Source organism: Streptomyces sp. NEAU-174 (genome assembly GCF_052665095.1).
In genome coordinates, this window is sequence record NZ_JBQTCE010000008.1 from 500,840 (window position 1) to 520,467 (window position 19,628).

Below are 19,628 nucleotides of genomic sequence, written 5' to 3' on the forward strand. Positions count from 1 at the left end.
GTGCGGTCGGGAAGGTCAGTTGAGCAGCTCGACCCGGACGTCCGCGGGGTATCCGGTCGTCGGCCCCGTACGGCGGGCGAACTCGGCGATGCCCGCCAACTGCGCCTGGCCGAGGCTGAAGTCGAGGGTGGTGAAGTAGCGTTCCAGCACCGACGCCTCGAGCTGCTCCCAGCGCGCCGCCTGCTCGGCGACCTTGCCGACCTCCTCCAGGGAGAGGTTCCGCGAGGACAGGAACGCCTCGTGGACCTGCCGGACGATCTCCGGCTCCCGGTCCAGATACTCGCGGCGGGCGGCCCACACCGCGAAGACGAAGGGGAGTCCGGTCCACTCCTTCCACATCTGGCCCAGGTCGTGGACGCGCAGGCCCAGCCGGGGCGCGTCATGGAGGTTGGCCCGCAGCGCGGCATCGCCGATCAGCACCGCCGCCTCGGCCTCCTGCATCATCAGGCTGAGGTCGGGCGGGCAGGTGTAGTAGTCGGGGGCGAGTCCGTACCGCTCGGCGAGCAACAGCTGGGCCAGGCGCACGGAGGTGCGCGAGGCGGAACCGAGTGCGACGCGCGCCCCGTCCAGCTGCTCCAGCGGCAGCTGCGAGACGATCACGCAGGACATGACGGGCCCGTCACAGCCCACCGCGATGTCCGGGAGCGCGACGAGATCGTCGGCATTGCGCAGATACTCCACCAGGCTGATCGGGCCGATGTCGAGATCGCCACGGACCAGCAGGTCGTTCAGGGCGTCGGGAGATGCCTTGGTGAGGTCGAAATCCAGGAGGGATCCGGTCCTGGCGAGGCCCCAGTACAACGGCATGCAATTGAGGTACTGGATGTGCCCCACTTTTGGCCGGCTCAGCCGATGGGCGCCGCTCGGGCCGAGGCTTTCTGAGGCGTCCTGTGTACTCCGCGAGGGGGAACTCGGTGAATTGTCCACGTCTCGGAGGCTAGCCCCGCTCGCCCCGGGTAATGGCGGCGGGGTGCTCCGGCAGCCTTGTGCTGACTGGCACGTACCCGCTCGACCTGCGATCTTATCCACCTGCGAGGCCCGGGAAACCCCTCGTTTTCGTGATCTTCGGCTCTTTCCTCGCGCACACGGAGCGTGCTAGGCTCGCCGCAAGTTGCAGTTTGGTTTCCTTGCAGTACAGAGCCTGCGGAGCATGTAACCGCAGGCTTTTGTAGTTTTCAGACTTCTTGCAGGTTCTGGAGCAGGGCAACCCTTTGGCCCAAGGAGGGCTTATGGCTACCGGAACCGTCAAGTGGTTCAACGCCGAGAAGGGCTTCGGCTTCATCGCCCAGGACGGCGGCGGCCCCGATGTCTTCGTTCACTACTCCGCGATCAACGCGACCGGCTTCCGTTCTCTCGAGGAGAACCAGGCCGTGACCTTCGACGTCACCCAGGGCCCGAAGGGCCCGCAGGCGGAGAACGTCAGCGCCGTCTGATCAAAGCAGCACCACCCAAGGAGCCCCTGTTCCCCGCCCAGCGGGGAGGCGGGGCTCCTGCCTTTTGGGGCCTTCTGCTGTGGGGTCGCCTGCCTTTTGGGGGCGGCGGCTTGGGGGCCATTTGGGGGGCCGTGGCCCTGGGTCCCATGCCTGGATGTGGTCAGTCTTCCAGCAGCCGGAAGTCGGCGAAGTCGAAGCCCGGGGAGACCACACAGCTCACCAGGGCCTCCTCGTCCGCCTCCGGACGGGCCGCCTGCCAGACGCCCGGCGGGATGACGACCTGGGGGCGCTGGCCTGAGGCGACATCGGGGCCCAGGAGCACCTCGGTGGGGGCCGCCTCCGGGGCGTCGCCCGTACCGCCCAGCCGGAGCCGCAGCGGGCCGCCGCTGTGCCACAGCCACAGCTCGGCCGAGCGCACCACATGCCAGCGGGACTCCTCACCCGGAGTCAGCAGGAAGTAGATCGCCGTGGCGGTCGCGCGCTCGCCGTCGTACCCCGGCGGCCGCACCGTGACATCGCTGCGCCAGGTCTCCCGGTACCAGCCGCCCTCCGGATGGGGCTCGAGTCCGAGCCATTCGGCCGTCGCGGGCCGTCGGGTCGTGGCCATGTCGTTCCCCGCTCTCACACGTCCGTCCGGGCCCGTCGAGGATAGCCCGTAGACCTGACACCCTCCTCAAGCCGCCCCTATGGCGCTCATGTCGCCCTTACGGTGCTCACGCCGCGTAGGGGCCCCGCGACGCACCGCTGACGCGGCACCCCCGCTCGGGCTACGGTTTTGACCATGGGGCACGGGCGGCGGACGGTGACGGTGCACCATGTGCGGGCCGCGCTGCGCGGTGCGCAGCGGCTCGGCCTCGACACCGTCCCCCTGCTCCAGCGGGCCCGGATACCCCCGCTGCTGCTCACCGACGACCGCGCCCGCGTCTCCCCCGAGCAGTTCGCCCGGCTGGTGCGCGCCCTGCACCGGGCCACGGGGGACGAGTTCCTGGGGCTGGGGACCGTCCGCAGCCGACCCGGCACCTTCGCGATGATGTGCTACGCCGCGCTGGGCTGCCCCGACCTCGGCACGGCGGTGGAGCGCGGCGCCCGCTTCTACCGGCTCTTCCCCGGCGGCCCCGATCTGGCCCTGGAGCGCGGCGCGGGCCGGGGCCGGGAGGCGGTGTTCGCCCTGCGCGGCGGGCTGGGCCCGCATGAGGACGCCCTTACGGCGGCCGAGAGCCATATCGTCGCCGAATGGCTGATGCTCGTCTGGCACCGGGTCGCGGGCTGGCTGATCGGGCGCCGGATCCCGCTGCTGTGGGCCCAGTTCGCGTATCCCCCGCCCCCATACGCCGAGGACTACGAGCCGCTCTTCGGCTGCCCGGCCCGGTTCGGGGCACCGCGCACCGCGGCCGGTTTCGACCGCCGCTGGCTGACCGCCCCCGTCGTCCAGGACGAGGCCACGCTCCAGACGCTGCTGCGGCACGCGCCCGCCGGGCTGCTCAGCCGCCGCGACTACGGCACGACCGTCGCCGAGCAGGTGCGGCACGTGCTCACCGGCGCCCTGCGGACGCGCGGCGGCCCGGCCGACGGCAAACGCGCCCGGCACACCGCGCACCTCCCGGAGCTGCCCGAGGCCGCCGCCCGGCTGGCGGTCAGCCCGGCGACGCTGCGGCGGCGGCTGCGCGAGGAGGGCACGTCCTTCCAGGAGCTGAAGGACACCGTGCGGCGTGACGAGGCGGTCAGCAGCCTGGCCGAGGGGGCCGAGCCCATCGCCGACCTGGCCTTACGACTGGGCTTCTCCGAGGACACGGCGTTCCACCGGGCGTTCCGGCGCTGGACCGGGACAACACCGGGCGCATACCGACATGAGACGTGGAGTCAGCACATCTGAGCGCCGCGGTCAGCCCCAGACGCCCCGCTCATCCCTACGGTCCTCGCAGAGCGACTCAGCACCACCAAGGCGCACCGCCCGCACCGTTGGGAGAGCCGTATGCGCATCCGCACCACCGTGCTCGCCGGCCTCGCCGCCCTCGCCCTCACCTCGGCGCTGCCCGCCGCCCCGGCCGCCGCATCGGGCGCCCCGGCCGCCGGCACCGGCAGACCCGGCGACATCGTCACCTCGGCCCCCACCGCCTTCCACACCCAGCCCGGGGTGCCGGCCGCCGCCAAGGCCTGGCACATCACCTACCGCTCCACCACCGCCACCGGCCGCCCCGACGTGGTCTCCGGCACGGTCCTCGTCCCCGACGACGGCAAGCAGGGCCCCCGGCCGCTCCTCACCTGGGGCATCGGCGCCGTGGGCCTCGCCGACGACTGCGCGGTGTCCGGCCGGTTCCCGCGGGGCACCTCGAGCGAGGCCCAGCTGATCGACCTCGCGCTGCGCCGCGGCTGGGCCGTGGCCGTCACCGACTACGAGGGTCTGGGCACCCCGGACGACCACACGTATACGGTCGGCCGGTCCGAGGGCCATGCCGTCCTGGACGCGGCGCGCGCCGCCCAGCGGCTTCCGGAGGCCGGGCTCTCACCGGACGCGCCCGTGGGCATCATGGGCTACTCCCAGGGCGGCCAGGCGGCCGGCTGGGCCGCAGAACTGCACGCCTCGTACGCCCCCGAGCTGCGGCTGAAGGGCACGGTCGCCGGAGGCGTGCCCGCCGACCTGCCCACGACGCTGGAGTACAACGACGGCGGACCGGGCGCCGGGCTCGCCCTTATGGCGCTCACCGGACAGGACGCGGCCTTCCCCGCGCTGCGGCTCGACTCGTACCTCAACGACCGGGGCCGCGGCTATGTGGACTTCATGAAGCGGAACTGCGTGCCGCTCAGCACCATCGGCGGGCTCTTCCGGCACAGGTCCGAGGTGACCGTAAGGGACCCATTGGCCAGTCCGGCCTGGCAACTCGCGCTGCGCGGCTCCTTCCTGGGCACCCGCTCCCCCGATCACCCCGTCTACCTCTACCAGGGCACGGTGGACGAGCTGATCCCGTACCGGGTCGGCGCGGCACTGCGCGACCGCTGGTGCGCCCGGGGCGTGCCGGTGGAGTGGAGGGACTATCCGCTGGACCATGTCACCACGGCGGTGACCGGGATACCGACGGCCCTGGAGTGGATGGCCGGACGGCTGGCGGACGAGCCGACACGGGGCAACTGCGCCGCGTGAGGCGCGGCCTGACGGGCCCGGTCCGGGACAACCGCGCCGCGTGAGGCGCGGCTGACGGGCCCGGTGCGGGGCAACCCCGCGCCGCGTAAGGCCCGGCTGTGACACCGTACGGCGCCGCCCCGCCCGTCAGCCGGTCCGCTCGGACGACCACCCCTGCCCCTGGAGCAGATTCCCCAGCCCGGCCCAGGCGAAGTTCATCAGGGTGGCCGCGGCCTCCTTGGCCGACGGTCCACCCGCTCGCCCGTCCGCCGTCCAGTCCGCGAGCGACTCGGCCGCGCCCACCAGCGCGTGCGCGAGCCCGGACACCTCGGTGCCCGCGAGCGTCCGGGCGCGCGCCGCCCCGCAGGCCTGCTCCCGCGCCGCCGCGCCTATCAGCTGCGTCACGAACTCCACGATCTCCGCCCGCATCGCGACCACTTCACGGGCGAAGAGGCGCCCCTGCGTACGGGCCTGCACATGCAACAGCGTCCAGCCGTCGGGATGTTCGGCCGTGTGCGCGAAGAAGCCGCTCAGCCCGCTCCACAACTGCCGGTCGGCGGGCGCGTCCCGCTCCACGGCGGCCCGGACCGCGGTCACCAGCGCGGCGGCCTCCCGCCGTATGCACGCCGTGAACAGCTCGTCCTTGGAGTTGAGATAGAGATAGACCAGCGGTTTGGAGACCCCGGCCAGCTCGGCGATGTCGTCCATCGAGGCGTTCTGATAGCCGCTGCGCGCGAAGGCCCGCACCCCCGCGTCCAGCATCTGCTGCTCCCGCACGACCCGTGGCACGCGCTTGCTCCCCGTCGCCCCGCCCACGCAGGCCGCCCCCTTCGATCGTGCCCCCGCACACATATCGCGGACAAGCCTACGTGGGACCACTGTCAGCGCTCTTGCCACGGCCGCCCGACGACATCAAAGTTTCAACTGACCACGCACCGTGCCCCGTTCAGCTCCGTAACGCAGTGCCGCGAAGGAGAACGAACGATGCCGAACCGCCGTCGCACGCTCGCCGCGCTGACCGCGCTGGCCGCCGCACCGCTCCTCCCCGTCCGCGCGGAAGCCCGTTCCGCGGAGCCCGGCTCCTCGAAGGTCCGTTCCCCGGAAGCCCTTGCCGGACGCGCGGCGCCCACCCACGTGCGCCTCGTCGCCGCGGAGCGCGTCGGCGAGCGCGTCCTGGACCTGACGATCGACTCCCCCGCGCTGGGCCGCGAGGGCCACGCCCGCGTCCTCCTTCCCACCGGCTACGACCGCAGACCCCACCGCCGCTGGCCCGTCCTCTACCTGCTCCACGGCTGCTGCGACCCGGGCCCCGGCTGGGAGGCATGGACCCGTAACACCGATGTCGAGGCCATCACCGCCGCCACCCCGGCCCTGATCGTCTCGCCCGAGGGCGGCCCGGCCGGCTTCTACTCCAACTGGTGGAACGGCGGCCACTACGGCCCGCCCGCCTGGGAGACCTTCCACCTGGCCGAGTTGCTCCCGCTGCTGGAGCGCGCCCTGCGGGCCAACGGCCACCGGGCGATCGCCGGTCTGTCCATGGGCGGCTTCGGCGCCCTCTCCTACGCCGCCCGCCACCCCCGCCTCTTTCGCGCGGCGGCCTCGTTCAGCGGGGTCGTCCACACCGCCCTGGACCCCGCCGGAATCCAGAACATCATCACGGGCCAAGGCGCCGACCCGACGGCCCTCTGGGGAGACCCCACCGCCCAGTCCGCGCTCTGGGACGCCCACAACCCGTACGCCCTGATCCCCCGGCTCCCCCGCGGCTACCCGCTCTACGTCGCCTGCGGCAACGGCACCCCCGGCCCCCTCGACCCGCCGGGCCGCCCAGAGGACGCCCTGGAGCGCGGCCTCGGCGAGATGGCCCAGCGCTACGTACGCCGCGCCCGCGCCCACGGACTGGCCGTCACCGCCGACCTCTACGGCCCCGGCACCCACACCTGGCCCTACTGGGAACGCGAACTCACCCACGCCCTCCCCCTGCTCACCGCCCGGCTCAGCTGACGCGGGAGCTCGGATCCTCTTCCTGCTCCTGCTGGTGGTGGCCATCGTGGGCCTGGAGGCCACGGCGGGCGGGTGAACGGCACGGTGCCCCCGGACCGACGAAGGTCCGGGGGCACCGCTTGCCGCTCGGGGCAGGTGTTACGCGGCGGCCAGCTGGGGCTCCGGCTCGTCGCGGTCGTCCAGCGGGGAGGCGCTGGCGTGGGCGTACGCCTCGTGGTCGAGGATCTTCTCCCGGGCCGAGACGATCACCGGTATCAGCGACTGCCCGGCCACGTTGGTGGCGGTCCGCATCATGTCCAGGACCGGGTCGATGGCCATCAGCAGGCCGACGCCCTCCAGGGGCAGCCCCAGGGTGGAGAGGGTCAGGGTCAGCATGACGGTGGCGCCCGTAAGGCCGGCGGTGGCGGCGGAGCCGATCACCGAGACGAAGGCGATGAGGAGGTAGTCGCCGACGCCGAGGTTCACGTCGAAGATCTGGGCGATGAAGATCGCGGCGATCGCGGGGTAGATCGAGGCGCAGCCGTCCATCTTCGTCGTCGAGCCGAAGGGCACCGCGAAGGAGGCGTACTCCTTGGGGACGCCCAGCCGCTCGGTGACCTTCTGGGTCAGCGGCATGGTGCCGACCGAGGAGCGGGAGACGAAGGCGAGCTGGATGGCGGGCCAGGCGCCCTTGAAGAAGTTCAGGGGGTTGACCTTGGCGACCGTCGCGAGCAGCAGCGGGTAGACGCCGAACATCACCAGCGCGCAGCCGATGTAGATGTCGGCGGTGAAGGTCGCGTACTTGCCGATCAAGTTCCAGCCGTAGTCGGCGATGGCGGTGCCGATGAGGCCCAGGGTGCCCAGCGGGGCGAGGCGGATGACCCACCACAGGGCCTTCTGGAGCAGTTCGAGCACCGACTGGCTCAGGGTGAGGATCGGCTGGGCCTTCTCGCCGAGCTGGAGGGCGGCGACGCCCGCGACAGCGGCGATGAAGACGATCTGCAACACGTTCAGCTCGGTGAACGGGGTGATGACGTCGGTCGGCACGATGCCGGTGAGGAAGTCCAGCCAGGAGCCCGCGTGGTCGGGCTTGGCGCCGTCCTTGGGGGTCAGGTCGGTCCCGGCGCCCGGGTTGGTCACCAGCCCGATCGCCAGGCCGATGGCGACCGCGATGAGCGAGGTGGCCATGAACCACAGCAGGGTGCGGGTCGCCAGCCGGGCCGCGTTGTTGACGTTCCGCAGATTGGTGATCGAGATCAGGATCGCGAAGAACACCAGCGGGGCGACGGCCAGCTTCAGCAGCTGGACGAAGATGGAGCCGATCTTGTCGAGCGTGGTGACCAGCCAGCCGACATCACCGCTGCGGGCGATCCAGCCGAGCACCACACCGAGGACGAGGCCCAGCAGGATCTGCGCCCAGAAGGGCACCTTGGGCAGGCGGAAGGACGACGACCCCTGGGGGGACGCCTTGAGGGCGGACGACAACGGACACACTCCGGTGGAGGTAGGAGAGCGGGAGAAAGCCAGGAGTCCGTACGGGATCTCCGGCCGCTGTGCGCGAGGTGGATCAGCGGCGACGACAGGCCGCGGACAGGCAGCGGCAAAGATCGATGTGCAGGCGCGCCACGAGCGGAACGCTCGCTGAGATGTGGGGCGCGGCTGCTGTCTTCATGACAAGTACGTTAACACCGTCGCTTTGGGGAACCCAAAGGAAATCTTTGACTTCTGGGGATGCCCGAGGGCCGCTGAGGGCGTCTGAGGGGTCAAAAGACATCAACGCCCCCTGTGCCAGCGGAAACTGACCCAGGGGGCGTCGGTGAAGGGTGTGGGGTGGTGTGAGGAGGGTTACAGCCCAGCGCCGGTCAGACGCCGTCCTCCTGGCTCTGGTTCGCCGCCAGCCGCTCCTTGGCGCGGTCCACCTTCTCGGCGACCTCGACGGCCAGGGCGTCCCGCTGCTTGCGCAGCACGATCCAGCTGAGCGGCGCGGAGACGACCAGCGCGAGCAGCATCACCCAGAAGAGGTTGGAGCTGCCGAGGCCGGAGGGCAGCACCCGGAAGTAGACCAGGGCCCAGATGACCAGGAACGATCCGACGAAGATTCCCAGGCGCATGAGGGTGTAGCGGAACGCGGCGCTCGGCGTGAAGGACACGACTCGTCCTCTCTCTCCTGGGAGTTCTGTGGGGAGTTCTGCTGCGAGGTCCTCCGGTGGCCACCACCGGGAGAACCTGTCCTCCCAGTGAACCACGGCCGGTTTCTGATCAATTCAGCGGCAGCCACATGGTGACGTCGTCCCGGAAGTCGTCGTCCGCGACCTTGATCGCACCGGGCACCCGTCCGACCTCCTTGTAGCCGCACCGCTCGTAGAAGAGGTCCGCCCCGGTGCCGCCGCGGCAGGTGAGCCGTATCCCCCGGATGCCGTCCATATCGCGCGCGGCGTCCTCGGCGGCGGCCATAAGGGCGCGGCCGTATCCCTTGCCCTGGTGGGAGGGGTGCACCATCACGGTGTAGAGCCAGCACCAGTGGCGCATCAGCCGGTGGGTGTTGAAGGTGAAGAAGGCGGTGGCGGCCACCGCGCCGTCCTCGTCGCGGCCGAGGAGCAGACGGGTCCGGCCCTCCGTCATCGCGGCGAGGTGCTTGATCAGCTCGGGGCGTATGTCGTCCTTGACCACGGGCGGTACGAAGCCGACGGCGCCGCCCGCGTTCGAGACGTCGGTCCAGAGGGCGCAGACGGAGTCGAGCAGCTCGGGGGTGGTCTCGGGGTCGAGTTCACAGCGCAGGGGCATGCGATCGACGATACCCAGGGGGTCTGTCAGCGCCCCCGCGCGCCCCGAGTCCGTACCCGGCCGCGGTCCGGCCGGTCTCGTACCCGACCGCGTCCGGCCGGTCTCGTACGCCACCGCGGTCCGGCCGCTCAGCCCAGTACCTCCGCCGCGACCCTCAGATCGGCCACCAGCCCCCCGTACACCGCCTCCCGGTCATCGGCCCGCAACACCGCGGAGGGGTGGATCGTGGGGACGATCAGGGCGCCGCGCGCCGGTCCCGACGGGTCGCCCTCCAGCCGCGTGCCGCGCTGCTTGGTCACCCGGAACGACGAGCCCAGCAGCGCCTTCCCCGCCGTGGCGCCGAGCGCCACGACCACCTCGGGCTCGATCAGCTCCAGCTCGGCCTCCAGCCAGGGCCCGCAGGCGGAGAGCTCGCGCAGGCTCGGCGGCTTGTGGATGCGCCGCTTGCCGCGCTCGGGGACGTGGGTGAACTTGAAGTGCTTGACCGCGTTGGTGATGTATGTCTCGTCCGGGTCGATCCCGGCCTCGTCCAGGGCCCGGTCGAGGATCTTGCCCGCCGGGCCCACGAAGGGCTTGCCCTGCCGGTCCTCCTGGTCGCCCGGCTGCTCGCCGACGAGCACGACCCGGGCGTCCGGGTCCCCGGCGCCGAAGACGGTCTGCGTGGTGTCGCGGTGCAGCGGGCAGCCGTGGCATCCGGCCGCCGCTTCCCGGAGCGCGCCCAGGTCGGCGCCCTCCGGGACGAAGGGGGCTGCGGTGTACGCGTCCTCGGGGCTCTTCGTACCGGCCATGGCCCCCGAGTGCCCCGCTCGACGGCCGTCAGACAGCGGCCGCCGGGCGGAGGGCGATACGGATCACACCCGCATCGGCTGCGGGGTCTCGCGGCGGGCCGGGTCCGGGCCCTCGAACTCGCGGATGACCTCGTAGCGGGTGTTCCGCTCCACCGGCCGGAACCCGGCGTCCCGGATCAGGTCGAGCAGGTCGTCACGGGTGAGCTTGTTGGGCGTCCCGTAGTCGTCGGCGTCGTGGGTGATCTTGTACTCGACGACCGACCCGTCCATGTCGTCCGCGCCGTGGTTGAGCGCGAGCTGCGCGGTCTGCACGCCGTGCATCACCCAGAAGACCTTGACGTGCGGCACGTTGTCGAAGAGCAGCCGCGAGACCGCGAAGGTCTTCAGCGCCTCCGCGCCGGTGGCCATGGTGGTGCGGGCCTGGAGGCGGTTGCGGATCTTGCCGTCCTTCATGTCCACGAAGTCGTGCTGGTAGCGCAGCGGGATGAAGACCTGGAAGCCGCCGGTCTCGTCCTGGAGCTCACGCAGGCGCAGCACGTGGTCCACCCGGTGGCGGGGCTCCTCGATGTGCCCGTAGAGCATCGTGCACGGGGTCTTGAGCCCCTTCTCGTGCGCGAGCCGGTGGATGCGCGACCAGTCCTCCCAGTGGGTCTCGTGGTCGACGATGTGCTGCCGGATCTCCCAGTCGAAGATCTCGGCGCCGCCGCCGGTGAGCGACTCGAGCCCGGCGTCGATCAGCTCGTCGAGGATCTCCGAGGCCGGCATGCCGGAGATCTTCTCGAAGTGGTGGATCTCGGTGGCGGTGAACGCCTTGAGGGAGACCTGCGGAAGTGCCTCCTTGAGCGCCTTGAGCGACCGCGGGTAGTAGCGCCAGGGGAGGGTCGGGTGCAGGCCGTTGACGATGTGGAGCTCGGTGAGGTTCTCGTTCTCCATCGCCTTGGCGAGGCGGACGGCCTCCTCGATGCGCATCGTGTAGGCGTCCTTCTCGCCGGGCTTGCGCTGGAAGGAGCAGTACGCGCAGGACGCGGTGCACACGTTCGTCATGTTGAGGTGGCGGTTGACGTTGAAGTGCACGACGTCGCCGTTCTTACGGGTGCGCACCTCATGGGCGAGACCGCCCAGCCAGGCCAGATCGTCGGACTCGTAGAGGGCGATGCCGTCCTCCCGGGAGAGCCGCTCGCCCGCGCGGACCTTCTGCTCCAACTCCCTCTTGAAACCCACGTCGTGTGTGGTCCCCGTCACCCCGGTCGCCTCCCATTACGTCTGCTGATGTCAGCCTTGGCCGACACTACGCCTCGATGTCCTCCGGAAGCTCGCCGACCCGGTTTTCCCACTTCGTGGACAGCACGATCGTGGTCCGGGTGCGGGAGACGCCCTTGGTGCCGGAGAGCCGGCGGATGGTCCGCTCCAGGCCGTCCACGTCGGATGCGCGCACCTTGAGCATGTACGAGTCGTCGCCCGCGATGAACCAGCAGTCCTCGATCTCGGCGAGCTCGCGCAGCCGGTGGGCCACCTCCTCGTGGTCGGTGGCGTCCGAGAGCTGGATGCCGATCAGCGCGGTGACGCCCAGTCCCAGGGAGGCGGCGTCCACGGTCGCGCGATAGCCGGTGATCACCCCGGCGGCCTCCAGGCGGTTGATCCGGTCCGTGACGCTGGGCCCGGAGAGGCCGACGAGCCTGCCGAGCTCGGCGTAGGAGGCCCGGCCGTTCTCCCGCAGGGCCTGGATGAGCTGCCTGTCCACCGCGTCCATAAGCACGTACGCCTTCCATTATTCAAGGTTTGAGCGAGATTACATGTAGAATCTAAGGCATCAGGGCCACAAGCCCTGTAAATCTTTTAGGCGATCGACCATCCCTCAGGAGATGAGACTCACCGTGTACACGATCGAGGGCCTCGAGGCCCGCATGCTCGAGCTGCGGGACCTGGCCAGCCGCTCGCGTGCAGCCCGTACCACCGACCGGCCCGTCTCCCGTGCGGCCCGCCGCGCGGCCGTCGTCGCGGCCCGCACCGCGCGCGCCAGGCGGCGCTGGACCCGCTAGGGCGACAGACCCTAGGCCGTTCCCCGGTCCCGGTCCCCACCGAGCTCCCCCTCCCACCGGCGGTACAGCTTGTGCGGCACCCCTGCCGCGTCCAGCACCCGCCCCGCGACGAAGTCCACCAGATCCTGGATGTGCGTCGCCCCCGCGTAGAACGCCGGCGAGGCGGGCAGCACCACCGCGCCCGCCTCGTCCAACGTCACCAGAGCCTTCAGCGTCTGTCCGCTCAACGGTGTCTCGCGCACCGCCACCACGAGCTTGCGCCGTTCCTTGAGCGTGACGCTCGCGGCCCGCTGGAGCAGATCCTTCGACAGCCCGAGCGCCACCCCGGCCACACACGCGGTGCTCGCCGGGACGATCAGCATCCCCTTGGCCGGATACGAGCCGGAGGACGGCCCGGCCGCCAGGTCCCCGGGCGACCAGTGGGACACGTCCGCCACCTCGGCGGGCACCTCGAAGGCGTCGGGTGTGCCGTCCGCGCCGCGCGCCAGCCAGCGGCGCAGATCGTCACGCCAGTGGGCGTCCCGGAACCCGATCCCCGTCTCGTCCAGCAGCGTCAGCCGTGACGCCCGGCTGACCACCAGGTCGACCGCCTCGCCCGCCGCCAGCAGCGCGCGCAGCACCGAGGCGGCGTACGGCGTCCCGGACGCGCCGGACACACCGACCACCCAGGGACGGCGCCCGCCCACTTCTTCGTGCGGCCCGTACGGCTCATGCGGCCCGTAAGGCTCGTGCGGCGTCTCCACGTCACCGAGCCTATCCGGCGGGTCTCACAGGCCGAGGCCCCGCACCACCAGGTCGAGGAGCGCGCAGCAGAACAGGGCGATCCCGATGAAGCCGTTGACCGTGAAGAAGGCGCGGTTCAGCCGGGACAGATCACCCGGCCGCACGATGGTGTGCTCATACGCGAACGCCGCCGCGACGATCGCCAGCCCGACCCAGAAGAACGCCCCGGCGTCCGTGGCCAGCGCGTACCAGACCAGCAGGGCCGTGGTGACCACATGGCAGACGCGCGCCCCGTAGAGGGCGCCCGCGATGCCGAAGCGGGCCGGCACCGACCGCACCCCGTGCGCCCGGTCGGCCGCCACGTCCTGGCAGGCGTAGATCAGGTCGAAGCCGCCGATCCAGACGCCGATCGCGAGCCCCAGGACGGCCGCGTCCCACGACCACTCGCCGGTGACCCCGATCCAGGCGCCGACCGGGCCGATGGCCTGGGCCACGCCCAGGATGGCGTGCGGATAGTCGGTGAACCGCTTGCCGTACGGATAGACCACCATCGGCACCACCGCGAGCGGCGCCAGCGCCAGGCAGAGCGGGTTCAGGAGCGCCGCCGAGCCCAGGAAGACGGCGAGCGCGATGAGCGCGCCGGTCCACGCGGTGCGCACCGACACGGCGCCGGTGACCAGCTCACGGCCGGCGGTGCGAGGATTGCGGGCGTCGATCTCGCGGTCGATGATCCGGTTGCAGGCCATGGCGAAGGTGCGCATGCCCACCATGGCGATCGTGATCAGCAGCAGCCGCGTCCAGTGGACGGTGGAGTCCCACAGGTGCATCGCGGTCAGCGCGGCGATGTAGGCGAAGGGCAGCGCGAAGACCGAGTGCTCGATCATCACCAGCCGCAGAAAGGCGCGGACCCGGCCGGGCGGCGCCGGTTCGGGGCCGAAGAGATCGGGGGTCGCGGAATCGGCGCTCACAGCCCGTACTCCTTCCATCGCTTCGTCACCCGATCGGCGGTCTCCGGATCGGACATGACCATGCGCGGCCATCCGCCGTCGCGCGTATAGCCCTCCTCGGGCCATTTCGCGGTGGCGTCGATGCCCGCCTTACCGCCCCAGAACTGCTGGTACGAGGCGTGGTCGAGATGGTCGACGGGGCCTTCGACCACGGTCAGATCGCGGGCGTAGTCGGTGTTCCCCAAAGCGCGCCAGGAAACCTCGTGCAGATCGTGGACATCGCAGTCGGCGTCGACCACGACGATCAGCTTGGTGAGCGACATCATGTGCGCGCCCCAGATGGCGTGCATCACCTTCTGCGCGTGCTTGGGGTACTTCTTGTCGATCGAGACGATCGCGCAGTTGTGGAACCCGCCGGACTCGGGGAGGTGGTAGTCCACGATGTCCGGGATGATGATCTTGAGCAGCGGGAGGAAGAACCGCTCGGTCGCCCTCCCCAGCGGCCCGTCCTCGGTCGGCGGACGGCCCACCACGATCGACTGGAGCAGCGGCCGCCGCCGCATCGTCACACAGTCGATGGTCAGGGCCGGGAACGGCTCCTGGGGCGTGTAGAAGCCCGTGTGGTCGCCGAACGGGCCCTCCGGCAGCATCTTCCCGGGCTCCAGCCAGCCCTCGATGACGACCTCGGCGGCCGCCGGGACCTGGAGCGGCACCGTCTTGCAGTCGACCATCTCGACCCGCCGGCCCTGGAGGAACCCGGCGAAGAGGTACTCGTCGATGTCGCCGGGCAGCGGCGCGGTCGAGGCGTAGGTCACGGCGGGCGGCGCGCCGAACGCGATCGCCACCGGGAGCTTCTCCCCGCGCCGGGCGGCCACTTGGTAGTGGTTGCGGCTGTCCTTGTGGATCTGCCAGTGCATGCCGATGGTGCGGCGGTCGTGGCGCTGGAGGCGGTAGAGGCCGAGGTTGCGCACCCCGGTCTCCGGGTGCTTGGTGTGGGTCAGGCCGAGGTTGAAGAACGACCCGCCGTCCTCGGGCCAGGTGAACAGCGCCGGAAGCTGGTCCAGATCGACGTCCTCGCCGGTGCGGACCACCTCCTGGACGGGCGCCTCCTTCACCTTCCGCGGCGGCACATGGGCCATCGAGCCCAGCTTCCCGAACGCCTCGCGCAGGCCGACGAACCCCTGCGGCAGCTCGGGCTTGACCAGCCCGCCGATCTTCTCGCTGATCTCGTCGTACGAGCGGAGTCCCAGGGCCTTCAGCAGGCGGCGGTCGGTGCCGAAGACATTCATGGCCAGCGGCATCGCCGAGCCCTTGACGTTCTCGAAGAGCAGCGCGGGGCCGCCCGCCTTGTTGACCCTGTCGACGATCTCCCCGACCTCGAGATGGGGATCGACCTCGGCCCTGACCCTCTTGAGGTCGCCTTCCCTGTCGAGCGCCCGCAGAAAGGAACGAAGATCGTCATAAGCCATACGTCCCAGTATCCGGTACGCACTACCCTGGTCCCGTAACTGGGGGCCCGAGCCACCGCCCCGAACACCACACGCAGGGGGGAATCGCCTCATGCTACGGGTGCTGATGATCCTGGTGCCGCTGGCACTGAGCATCTACGCGTTCATCGACTGCATCACCACCGACGAACAGGACATCCGCTATCTCCCCAAGCCCATCTGGGCGATCCTCGTCCTGCTGTTCCCCATCGTGGGCTCCGTCTCCTGGCTGATCACGGGACGCAAGCGCGCCGTCCCCGGAGGCGCCGGCCGGCCCGGCGTCCGGGGCACGGGCGGCGGCAGGGGCGGGGGCGGCTGGGTCGCGCCGGACGACAACCCCGAGTTCCTCAAGTCCCTCAACGACAAGGGCCGTAAGGACGACGGGGACGGACCGGCCGACACGCCCGGCGACCGCGAGAGCGACGAGGAGCGGCTGAGGGACTGGGAGGCCGACCTCCGCCGCCGCGAGGAGGAGCTGCGCCGCAAGGGCGAGGGGCCGGGCTCCGGTTCGGGTTCCGGTTCCGGCTCCGGGTCGGGTCCGGAGGACACCCCGCCGGCCGCGTCCTGAGGAGCGGCCAGGCGGCCGGAGAAGCGCGACAACGGCCGGTTCCCCCGACATGGGTCGGGGGAACCGGCCGTCGCGTTGTGCGGTGTCAGACCCCGGCGTAGGAGTGCTTGCCGGTGATGAAGATGTTGACGCCGTAGTAGTTGAACAGGTAGCAGCCGAAGGCGATCAGCGCGAGGTAGGCGGCCTTGCGGCCCTTCCAGCCGGCGGTGGCGCGGGCGTGCAGGTAGCAGGCGTAGGCGACCCAGGTGATGAAGGACCAGACCTCCTTGGGGTCCCAGCCCCAGTAGCGGCCCCAGGCGGCCTCGGCCCAGATCGCGCCCGCGATGATCGTGAAAGTCCACAGCGGGAAGATCGTGGCGTTGATGCGGTACGCGAACTTGTCCAGCGACGCCGCCGAGGGCACCCGCTCCAGAACGGACTTGGCGAACCGGCCGAACTGCTTGCCCTCCGGGTTCTCCAGCTGGACCTCGTAGCGGTCGCGGAAGAGGTAGAGCAGCGTGGCGACGGCCCCGATGTAGAGCGAGGCGCCGGAGACGATCGCGCAGCTGACGTGGATCCACAGCCAGTACGAGTGCAGGGCCGGAACCAATTGGTCGCTCGCGGTGTACAAGACAGAGACGGCGAGACCGAGGTCGAGGAGGACCGTGGTGACGAGGGGCAGCCCGATCCAGCGCACATTCTTCTTCAGCGCCAGCAGCACCAGGTATGTGGCCACCGCGACCATGGCGAAGGTCGTGGAGAACTCGTACATGTTGCCCCACGGCGCCCGCCGCACCGACAGCGCGCGGAAGAGGACACCCACGGCATGAAAGAGGAAGGCCAGTACGGTCAGGCCGACCGCGATCCGGCCGTACACATCGCCCTGTTCGGTGCCGCCCGCGGCGCCCGGCCCGTCCGGGACGTCGCGGCTGCCCGCCGCGGAGCGGGTGACGATCTTCGGTCGCTCCAGGACGGCGGTGCCACCGCCCTGCCCGCCGACCCGCACGGTCACCTTGGCGCGCTGGGCGGCCTCGGATTCGGCGGTGATCGCGGCGGCGGTGCGGCCGACGGCGCTGCGGCTGCCGAACACCCACTCGGCGATATGCGCCAGGAAGGCGAGGGTGTAGACCGCCATCGCCGAGTAGATCAGCACGTTGCTGTAATGAGCCAGGTTCTCGTTGACTTCGGCGGCGAGGTTCACGCGCGCGCTCCTTCGGCAGGATCTGCGGGATCTGCGGTGTCGGATGCGGATTCCGAGGCGGAGTCCTCGGTGGATTCCTTGGCGGAGTCCTCGGTGGAGTTCCGGCCGGGCTCCGGGTCGGGTTCCGCTTCCGGGGCCGGGGGTGCGTCCGTCTGGAGACGGACGGCCAGATCGGCGAGTTCTTCGGGCAGCTTGGCGTACTCACTGCGGCCGAGCCCCGCCATCTCGACCACGGTGGTGCCGTCGTCGCCCCGCACCGCGCGCACCCACACCCGGCGGCGCTGGATGAACAGGGAGGCGGCCAGGCCCACCAGGGCGGCCACGGCACCGATGAGGGCGCCCTGGTCACCCGGCTTGTGCGAGATCTGGAAGCTGGCCCATTCCTTGACGCCGTCGAACGACAGCGTTCCGGCGCCGTTCGGCAGCTTCATGGTGTCGCCGACCTTGAGCGCCCGGGCGAACTTGGTCTTGCCGTCGGGCTCCAGGAACTGCTTCATCCGCGACTTGTCCAGCTGGTACACGCTCTGCGGAGTGCCGCCGTCCACACCGAGGCTGCCGTGGTAGGCGGTCAGGACCAGCGTCGGGTTGTCCAGCGCCGGGAAGACGGAGAACATGCCCTTGCTGCGCACCCAGGTCGGCAGGAACTGCCCCTGGAAGCCGATTTGATCCTTCTTGCCGTTCTTGTCCCGATAGTCCGGGACCTTGATGACCATGCTCTCGGTGAGGTTGGCCCCGTCGATCGGCAGGCCGACCACCGGGCCCTGGTGCACCACATCGCCCTTGCCGTCCCGGATGGTGACGACCGGCGAGTAGCCGTGGTTCAGCAGGAAGACCTTGTAGCCCGCGATCTCCAGCGGCTCGTTCACCTTGATCGAGGTCTTGTGGCTGGCGCCGTCCGCGCCGTCCCAGTAGCTCACATCGGCGCGGAAGGTGCGCGGGGTGCGCATCTGCGGACCGCTGCGTTCATAGGTCGCGGTGAAGCGGTCCAGCTGGAAGCCGAAGGGGGCGAGGTCGTCGCTGTTGAACAACTGCCCCGTCTTGATGTCGTCGTACTGGGTGAGGCTGTTGGAGAAGCCGCCGCCCTCGGTGATCAGGCTGCTGCCCTCGGTCTTCCACAGCTGCCCGGCGGCGAAGGACACCAGCAGCACGATCAACGCGGTATGGAAGAGCAGATTGCCCACCTCGCGCAGATAGCCCTTCTCCGCGGCCACCGCGTCACCCGAGGTCTCGATGCGGAAGCGGCGCCCCTTCATGATCTTCCGGGCGGCCGCCAGCACCTGCTCGGGCTCGGCCTCACTGCGCCAGGTGGTGTACGCGGGAAGCCGGGTCAGCCGGCGCGGCGCGGCCGGCGGGCGGCCGCGCAGCTGGCCGATGAACTGCCAGGTGCGCGGCACGATGCAGCCGATGAGCGAGATGAACAGCAGGAGGTAGATCGCCGAGAACCACACCGAGCTGTAGACGTGGAACAGCTGGAGCTTCTCGTAGATCGGGGTGAGCGTCTCGTGCCGCTTCTGGAAGTCCTGCACCTTGAGCTGGTCGATGCTGGTCTGCGGGACCAGCGAGCCGGGGATCGTGGCGAGGGTGAGCAGCAGGAGCAGCAGCAGCGCCACCCGCATCGAGGTCAGCTGCCGCCAGAACCACCGGGCCCAGCCGAGCGGCCCCAGCGAGGGGACGTTGATCTCCTCGGCCGGGGCGGTGGACAGCTGCGACCCCGCGGCGCCGAGCTCGCGCTCCTCGGCGGTCGCGCCACCCTCGGGCGGCGTGCCGGCCTCCTTGCCGGCCGCGGTGTCGGTATCGGTGGTGGACATCGATCAGATCCCAACGTTGAAGCCCTGAGCCCAGGTCTGCATGGAGCCCATCATGGTGTCCCAGACACCTGTGAGCAGCAGCACCCCCAGAGCGACGAGCATGCCGCCCCCGGCTCGCATCACCCAGACGTAGTGCCGCTTCACCCAGCCGAAGGCACCCAGCGCCCGGCGGTAGGCCACGGCGACCACCACGAACGGCAGCCCGAGCCCCACGCAGTACGCGGCGGTGAGCAGGGCCCCGCGCCCCGCGCTCGCCTCATTGAACGCCAGGGCGTTGACGGCGGTGAGCGTCGGCCCCAGGCACGGCGTCCAGCCGACGCCGAACAGGGCGCCCAGCACCGGCGCCCCCGCGAGCCCCAGCGTGGGCTTGATGTGGAAGCGGAACTCCCGCTGTCCGAAGCCCCCCAGCACCCCCATGAAGGCGAGGCCCATCACGATCGTGACGACCCCGAGGACCTTGGAGATGGTCTCCTTGTGCTCCTGGAGCGTCCAGCCGAAGTTGCCGAAGAGCGCGCCCCCGGAGACGAAGACCGCGGTGAAGCCGAGCACGAAGAGCGAGGCGCCCGCGACCATCCGGCCGCGCTTGGCCTCGGCCAGATCCGTGCCCGTAACCCCTGTGACGTACGACATATAGCCGGGTACAAGCGGCAGCACACAGGGGGAGAAGAAGGAGACCAGTCCGCCGAGCAGGGCGACCGGAAGCGCCAGCAGCAGCGCCCCGGTCAGGACGGTCTGGTTGGGATCGGTCGCGGCGGCCAGCGTGTTCACGGAAG

Annotated in this window: 21 protein-coding genes; 6 read left to right on the top strand and 15 right to left on the bottom strand. The window is 70.6% G+C overall.

Annotation, left to right across the window (positions count from 1 at the left end; translation table 11 throughout):
- Window positions 1–15: 15 nt before the first annotated feature.
- Window positions 16–927, bottom strand: a complete 912-nt coding sequence (locus ACT2CW_RS25530; protein ID WP_445518375.1) for a menaquinone biosynthetic enzyme MqnA/MqnD family protein — start codon at window positions 925–927, stop codon at window positions 16–18.
- Window positions 928–1,229: 302 nt separating this feature from the next.
- Between ACT2CW_RS25530 and ACT2CW_RS25535 the strand changes: the two genes are divergently transcribed.
- On the top strand, window positions 1,230–1,433 hold the full coding sequence (locus ACT2CW_RS25535) for a cold-shock protein (RefSeq protein ID WP_030834854.1): 204 nt from the start codon (window positions 1,230–1,232) through the stop codon (window positions 1,431–1,433).
- Between the two features lie 160 nt (window positions 1,434–1,593).
- On the opposite strand, the gene ACT2CW_RS25540 is transcribed toward ACT2CW_RS25535, so the two are convergent.
- On the bottom strand, window positions 1,594–2,040 hold the full coding sequence (locus tag ACT2CW_RS25540) for a cupin domain-containing protein (RefSeq protein ID WP_046084240.1): 447 nt from the start codon (window positions 2,038–2,040) through the stop codon (window positions 1,594–1,596).
- A gap of 174 nt (window positions 2,041–2,214) precedes the next feature.
- Between ACT2CW_RS25540 and ACT2CW_RS25545 the strand changes: the two genes are divergently transcribed.
- Both ACT2CW_RS25545 and ACT2CW_RS25550 read left to right on the top strand, forming a co-directional pair.
- Window positions 2,215–3,306 carry an AraC family transcriptional regulator gene (locus tag ACT2CW_RS25545; protein WP_445518376.1) on the top strand — a complete coding sequence of 364 codons (1,092 nt, stop codon included), beginning with the start codon at window positions 2,215–2,217 and terminating at the stop codon, window positions 3,304–3,306.
- A gap of 99 nt (window positions 3,307–3,405) precedes the next feature.
- Window positions 3,406–4,572 carry a lipase family protein gene (locus ACT2CW_RS25550; RefSeq protein WP_445518377.1) on the top strand — a complete coding sequence of 389 codons (1,167 nt, stop codon included), beginning with the start codon at window positions 3,406–3,408 and terminating at the stop codon, window positions 4,570–4,572.
- A 126-nt stretch (window positions 4,573–4,698) separates the two neighbouring features.
- Here ACT2CW_RS25550 and ACT2CW_RS25555 read toward each other — a convergent pair whose 3' ends face one another.
- Window positions 4,699–5,313: a TetR/AcrR family transcriptional regulator gene (locus ACT2CW_RS25555; RefSeq protein ID WP_445518416.1), complete on the bottom strand. Its 615-nt coding sequence runs from the start codon at window positions 5,311–5,313 to the stop codon at window positions 4,699–4,701.
- A 222-nt stretch (window positions 5,314–5,535) separates the two neighbouring features.
- Between ACT2CW_RS25555 and ACT2CW_RS25560 the strand changes: the two genes are divergently transcribed.
- A complete protein-coding gene (locus ACT2CW_RS25560; protein WP_445518378.1) occupies window positions 5,536–6,552 on the top strand; it encodes an alpha/beta hydrolase in 1,017 nt (338 codons plus the stop codon).
- A 138-nt stretch (window positions 6,553–6,690) separates the two neighbouring features.
- Here ACT2CW_RS25560 and ACT2CW_RS25565 read toward each other — a convergent pair whose 3' ends face one another.
- The 6 genes from ACT2CW_RS25565 to ACT2CW_RS25590 form a co-directional block, all read right to left on the bottom strand.
- The gene (locus ACT2CW_RS25565) at window positions 6,691–8,016 is read right to left on the bottom strand and encodes a dicarboxylate/amino acid:cation symporter (protein ID WP_164433313.1); all 1,326 of its coding nucleotides are present in this window, start codon (window positions 8,014–8,016) and stop codon (window positions 6,691–6,693) included.
- A gap of 377 nt (window positions 8,017–8,393) precedes the next feature.
- On the bottom strand, window positions 8,394–8,681 hold the full coding sequence (locus ACT2CW_RS25570; protein ID WP_445518379.1) for a DUF4229 domain-containing protein: 288 nt from the start codon (window positions 8,679–8,681) through the stop codon (window positions 8,394–8,396).
- A gap of 109 nt (window positions 8,682–8,790) precedes the next feature.
- On the bottom strand, window positions 8,791–9,315 hold the full coding sequence (locus ACT2CW_RS25575) for a GNAT family N-acetyltransferase (protein WP_182467896.1): 525 nt from the start codon (window positions 9,313–9,315) through the stop codon (window positions 8,791–8,793).
- 128 nt (window positions 9,316–9,443) lie between these two features.
- Window positions 9,444–10,103, bottom strand: coding sequence for a UdgX family uracil-DNA binding protein (locus tag ACT2CW_RS25580; protein WP_445518380.1), 660 nt, complete (start codon window positions 10,101–10,103; stop codon window positions 9,444–9,446).
- 63 nt (window positions 10,104–10,166) lie between these two features.
- Window positions 10,167–11,345 carry an aminofutalosine synthase MqnE gene (mqnE, locus tag ACT2CW_RS25585; protein WP_164433317.1) on the bottom strand — a complete coding sequence of 393 codons (1,179 nt, stop codon included), beginning with the start codon at window positions 11,343–11,345 and terminating at the stop codon, window positions 10,167–10,169.
- A 46-nt stretch (window positions 11,346–11,391) separates the two neighbouring features.
- Window positions 11,392–11,853, bottom strand: coding sequence for an Lrp/AsnC family transcriptional regulator (locus tag ACT2CW_RS25590; protein WP_020869409.1), 462 nt, complete (start codon window positions 11,851–11,853; stop codon window positions 11,392–11,394).
- 112 nt (window positions 11,854–11,965) lie between these two features.
- Between ACT2CW_RS25590 and ACT2CW_RS25595 the strand changes: the two genes are divergently transcribed.
- Window positions 11,966–12,142 (top strand): hypothetical protein, encoded by a 177-nt coding sequence (locus tag ACT2CW_RS25595; protein ID WP_166484023.1) that lies wholly within the window; start codon window positions 11,966–11,968, stop codon window positions 12,140–12,142.
- An 11-nt stretch (window positions 12,143–12,153) separates the two neighbouring features.
- Here ACT2CW_RS25595 and ACT2CW_RS25600 read toward each other — a convergent pair whose 3' ends face one another.
- The 3 genes from ACT2CW_RS25600 to ACT2CW_RS25610 form a co-directional block, all read right to left on the bottom strand.
- Complete coding sequence (locus ACT2CW_RS25600; RefSeq protein ID WP_138915985.1) at window positions 12,154–12,828, bottom strand: UbiX family flavin prenyltransferase; 675 nt, start codon at window positions 12,826–12,828, stop codon at window positions 12,154–12,156.
- Window positions 12,829–12,909: 81 nt separating this feature from the next.
- A complete protein-coding gene (gene mqnP, locus ACT2CW_RS25605) occupies window positions 12,910–13,833 on the bottom strand; it encodes a menaquinone biosynthesis prenyltransferase MqnP (protein ID WP_164433319.1) in 924 nt (307 codons plus the stop codon).
- On the bottom strand, window positions 13,830–15,281 hold the full coding sequence (locus ACT2CW_RS25610; RefSeq protein WP_164433321.1) for a menaquinone biosynthesis decarboxylase: 1,452 nt from the start codon (window positions 15,279–15,281) through the stop codon (window positions 13,830–13,832). The genes mqnP and ACT2CW_RS25610 overlap by 4 nt, the downstream gene beginning before the upstream one ends.
- 91 nt (window positions 15,282–15,372) lie before the next feature.
- On the opposite strand from ACT2CW_RS25610, the gene ACT2CW_RS25615 reads away from it, so the two are divergent.
- Window positions 15,373–15,867, top strand: coding sequence for a PLD nuclease N-terminal domain-containing protein (locus ACT2CW_RS25615; protein ID WP_445518381.1), 495 nt, complete (start codon window positions 15,373–15,375; stop codon window positions 15,865–15,867).
- 85 nt (window positions 15,868–15,952) lie between these two features.
- Here ACT2CW_RS25615 and ccsB read toward each other — a convergent pair whose 3' ends face one another.
- The 3 genes from ccsB to ACT2CW_RS25630 are packed head-to-tail and all read right to left on the bottom strand — an operon-like array spanning window position 15,953 to window position 19,623.
- Window positions 15,953–17,047 carry a c-type cytochrome biogenesis protein CcsB gene (gene ccsB, locus ACT2CW_RS25620; protein WP_182467486.1) on the bottom strand — a complete coding sequence of 365 codons (1,095 nt, stop codon included), beginning with the start codon at window positions 17,045–17,047 and terminating at the stop codon, window positions 15,953–15,955.
- A complete protein-coding gene (resB, locus tag ACT2CW_RS25625; RefSeq protein WP_445518382.1) occupies window positions 17,044–18,855 on the bottom strand; it encodes a cytochrome c biogenesis protein ResB in 1,812 nt (603 codons plus the stop codon). The genes ccsB and resB overlap by 4 nt, the downstream gene beginning before the upstream one ends.
- Window positions 18,856–18,858: 3 nt before the next feature.
- On the bottom strand, window positions 18,859–19,623 hold the full coding sequence (locus ACT2CW_RS25630) for a cytochrome c biogenesis CcdA family protein (RefSeq protein WP_164433327.1): 765 nt from the start codon (window positions 19,621–19,623) through the stop codon (window positions 18,859–18,861).
- Window positions 19,624–19,628 lie beyond the last annotated feature (5 nt).

Coding starts and splice junctions, on each gene's coding strand:
- ACT2CW_RS25535 (WP_030834854.1), top strand. CDS start 1,230: ATGGCTACCGGAACCGTCAAGTGGTTCAACGCCGAGAAGGGCTTCGGC.
- ACT2CW_RS25540 (WP_046084240.1), bottom strand. CDS start 2,040: ATGGCCACGACCCGACGGCCCGCGACGGCCGAATGGCTCGGACTCGAG.
- ACT2CW_RS25545 (WP_445518376.1), top strand. CDS start 2,215: ATGGGGCACGGGCGGCGGACGGTGACGGTGCACCATGTGCGGGCCGCG.
- ACT2CW_RS25550 (WP_445518377.1), top strand. CDS start 3,406: ATGCGCATCCGCACCACCGTGCTCGCCGGCCTCGCCGCCCTCGCCCTC.
- ACT2CW_RS25555 (WP_445518416.1), bottom strand. CDS start 5,313: ATGCTGGACGCGGGGGTGCGGGCCTTCGCGCGCAGCGGCTATCAGAAC.
- ACT2CW_RS25560 (WP_445518378.1), top strand. CDS start 5,536: ATGCCGAACCGCCGTCGCACGCTCGCCGCGCTGACCGCGCTGGCCGCC.
- ACT2CW_RS25575 (WP_182467896.1), bottom strand. CDS start 9,315: ATGCCCCTGCGCTGTGAACTCGACCCCGAGACCACCCCCGAGCTGCTC.
- ACT2CW_RS25580 (WP_445518380.1), bottom strand. CDS start 10,103: ATGGCCGGTACGAAGAGCCCCGAGGACGCGTACACCGCAGCCCCCTTC.
- ACT2CW_RS25590 (WP_020869409.1), bottom strand. CDS start 11,853: ATGGACGCGGTGGACAGGCAGCTCATCCAGGCCCTGCGGGAGAACGGC.
- ACT2CW_RS25595 (WP_166484023.1), top strand. CDS start 11,966: ATGAGACTCACCGTGTACACGATCGAGGGCCTCGAGGCCCGCATGCTC.
- ACT2CW_RS25610 (WP_164433321.1), bottom strand. CDS start 15,281: ATGGCTTATGACGATCTTCGTTCCTTTCTGCGGGCGCTCGACAGGGAA.
- ACT2CW_RS25615 (WP_445518381.1), top strand. CDS start 15,373: ATGCTACGGGTGCTGATGATCCTGGTGCCGCTGGCACTGAGCATCTAC.
- resB (WP_445518382.1), bottom strand. CDS start 18,855: ATGTCCACCACCGATACCGACACCGCGGCCGGCAAGGAGGCCGGCACG.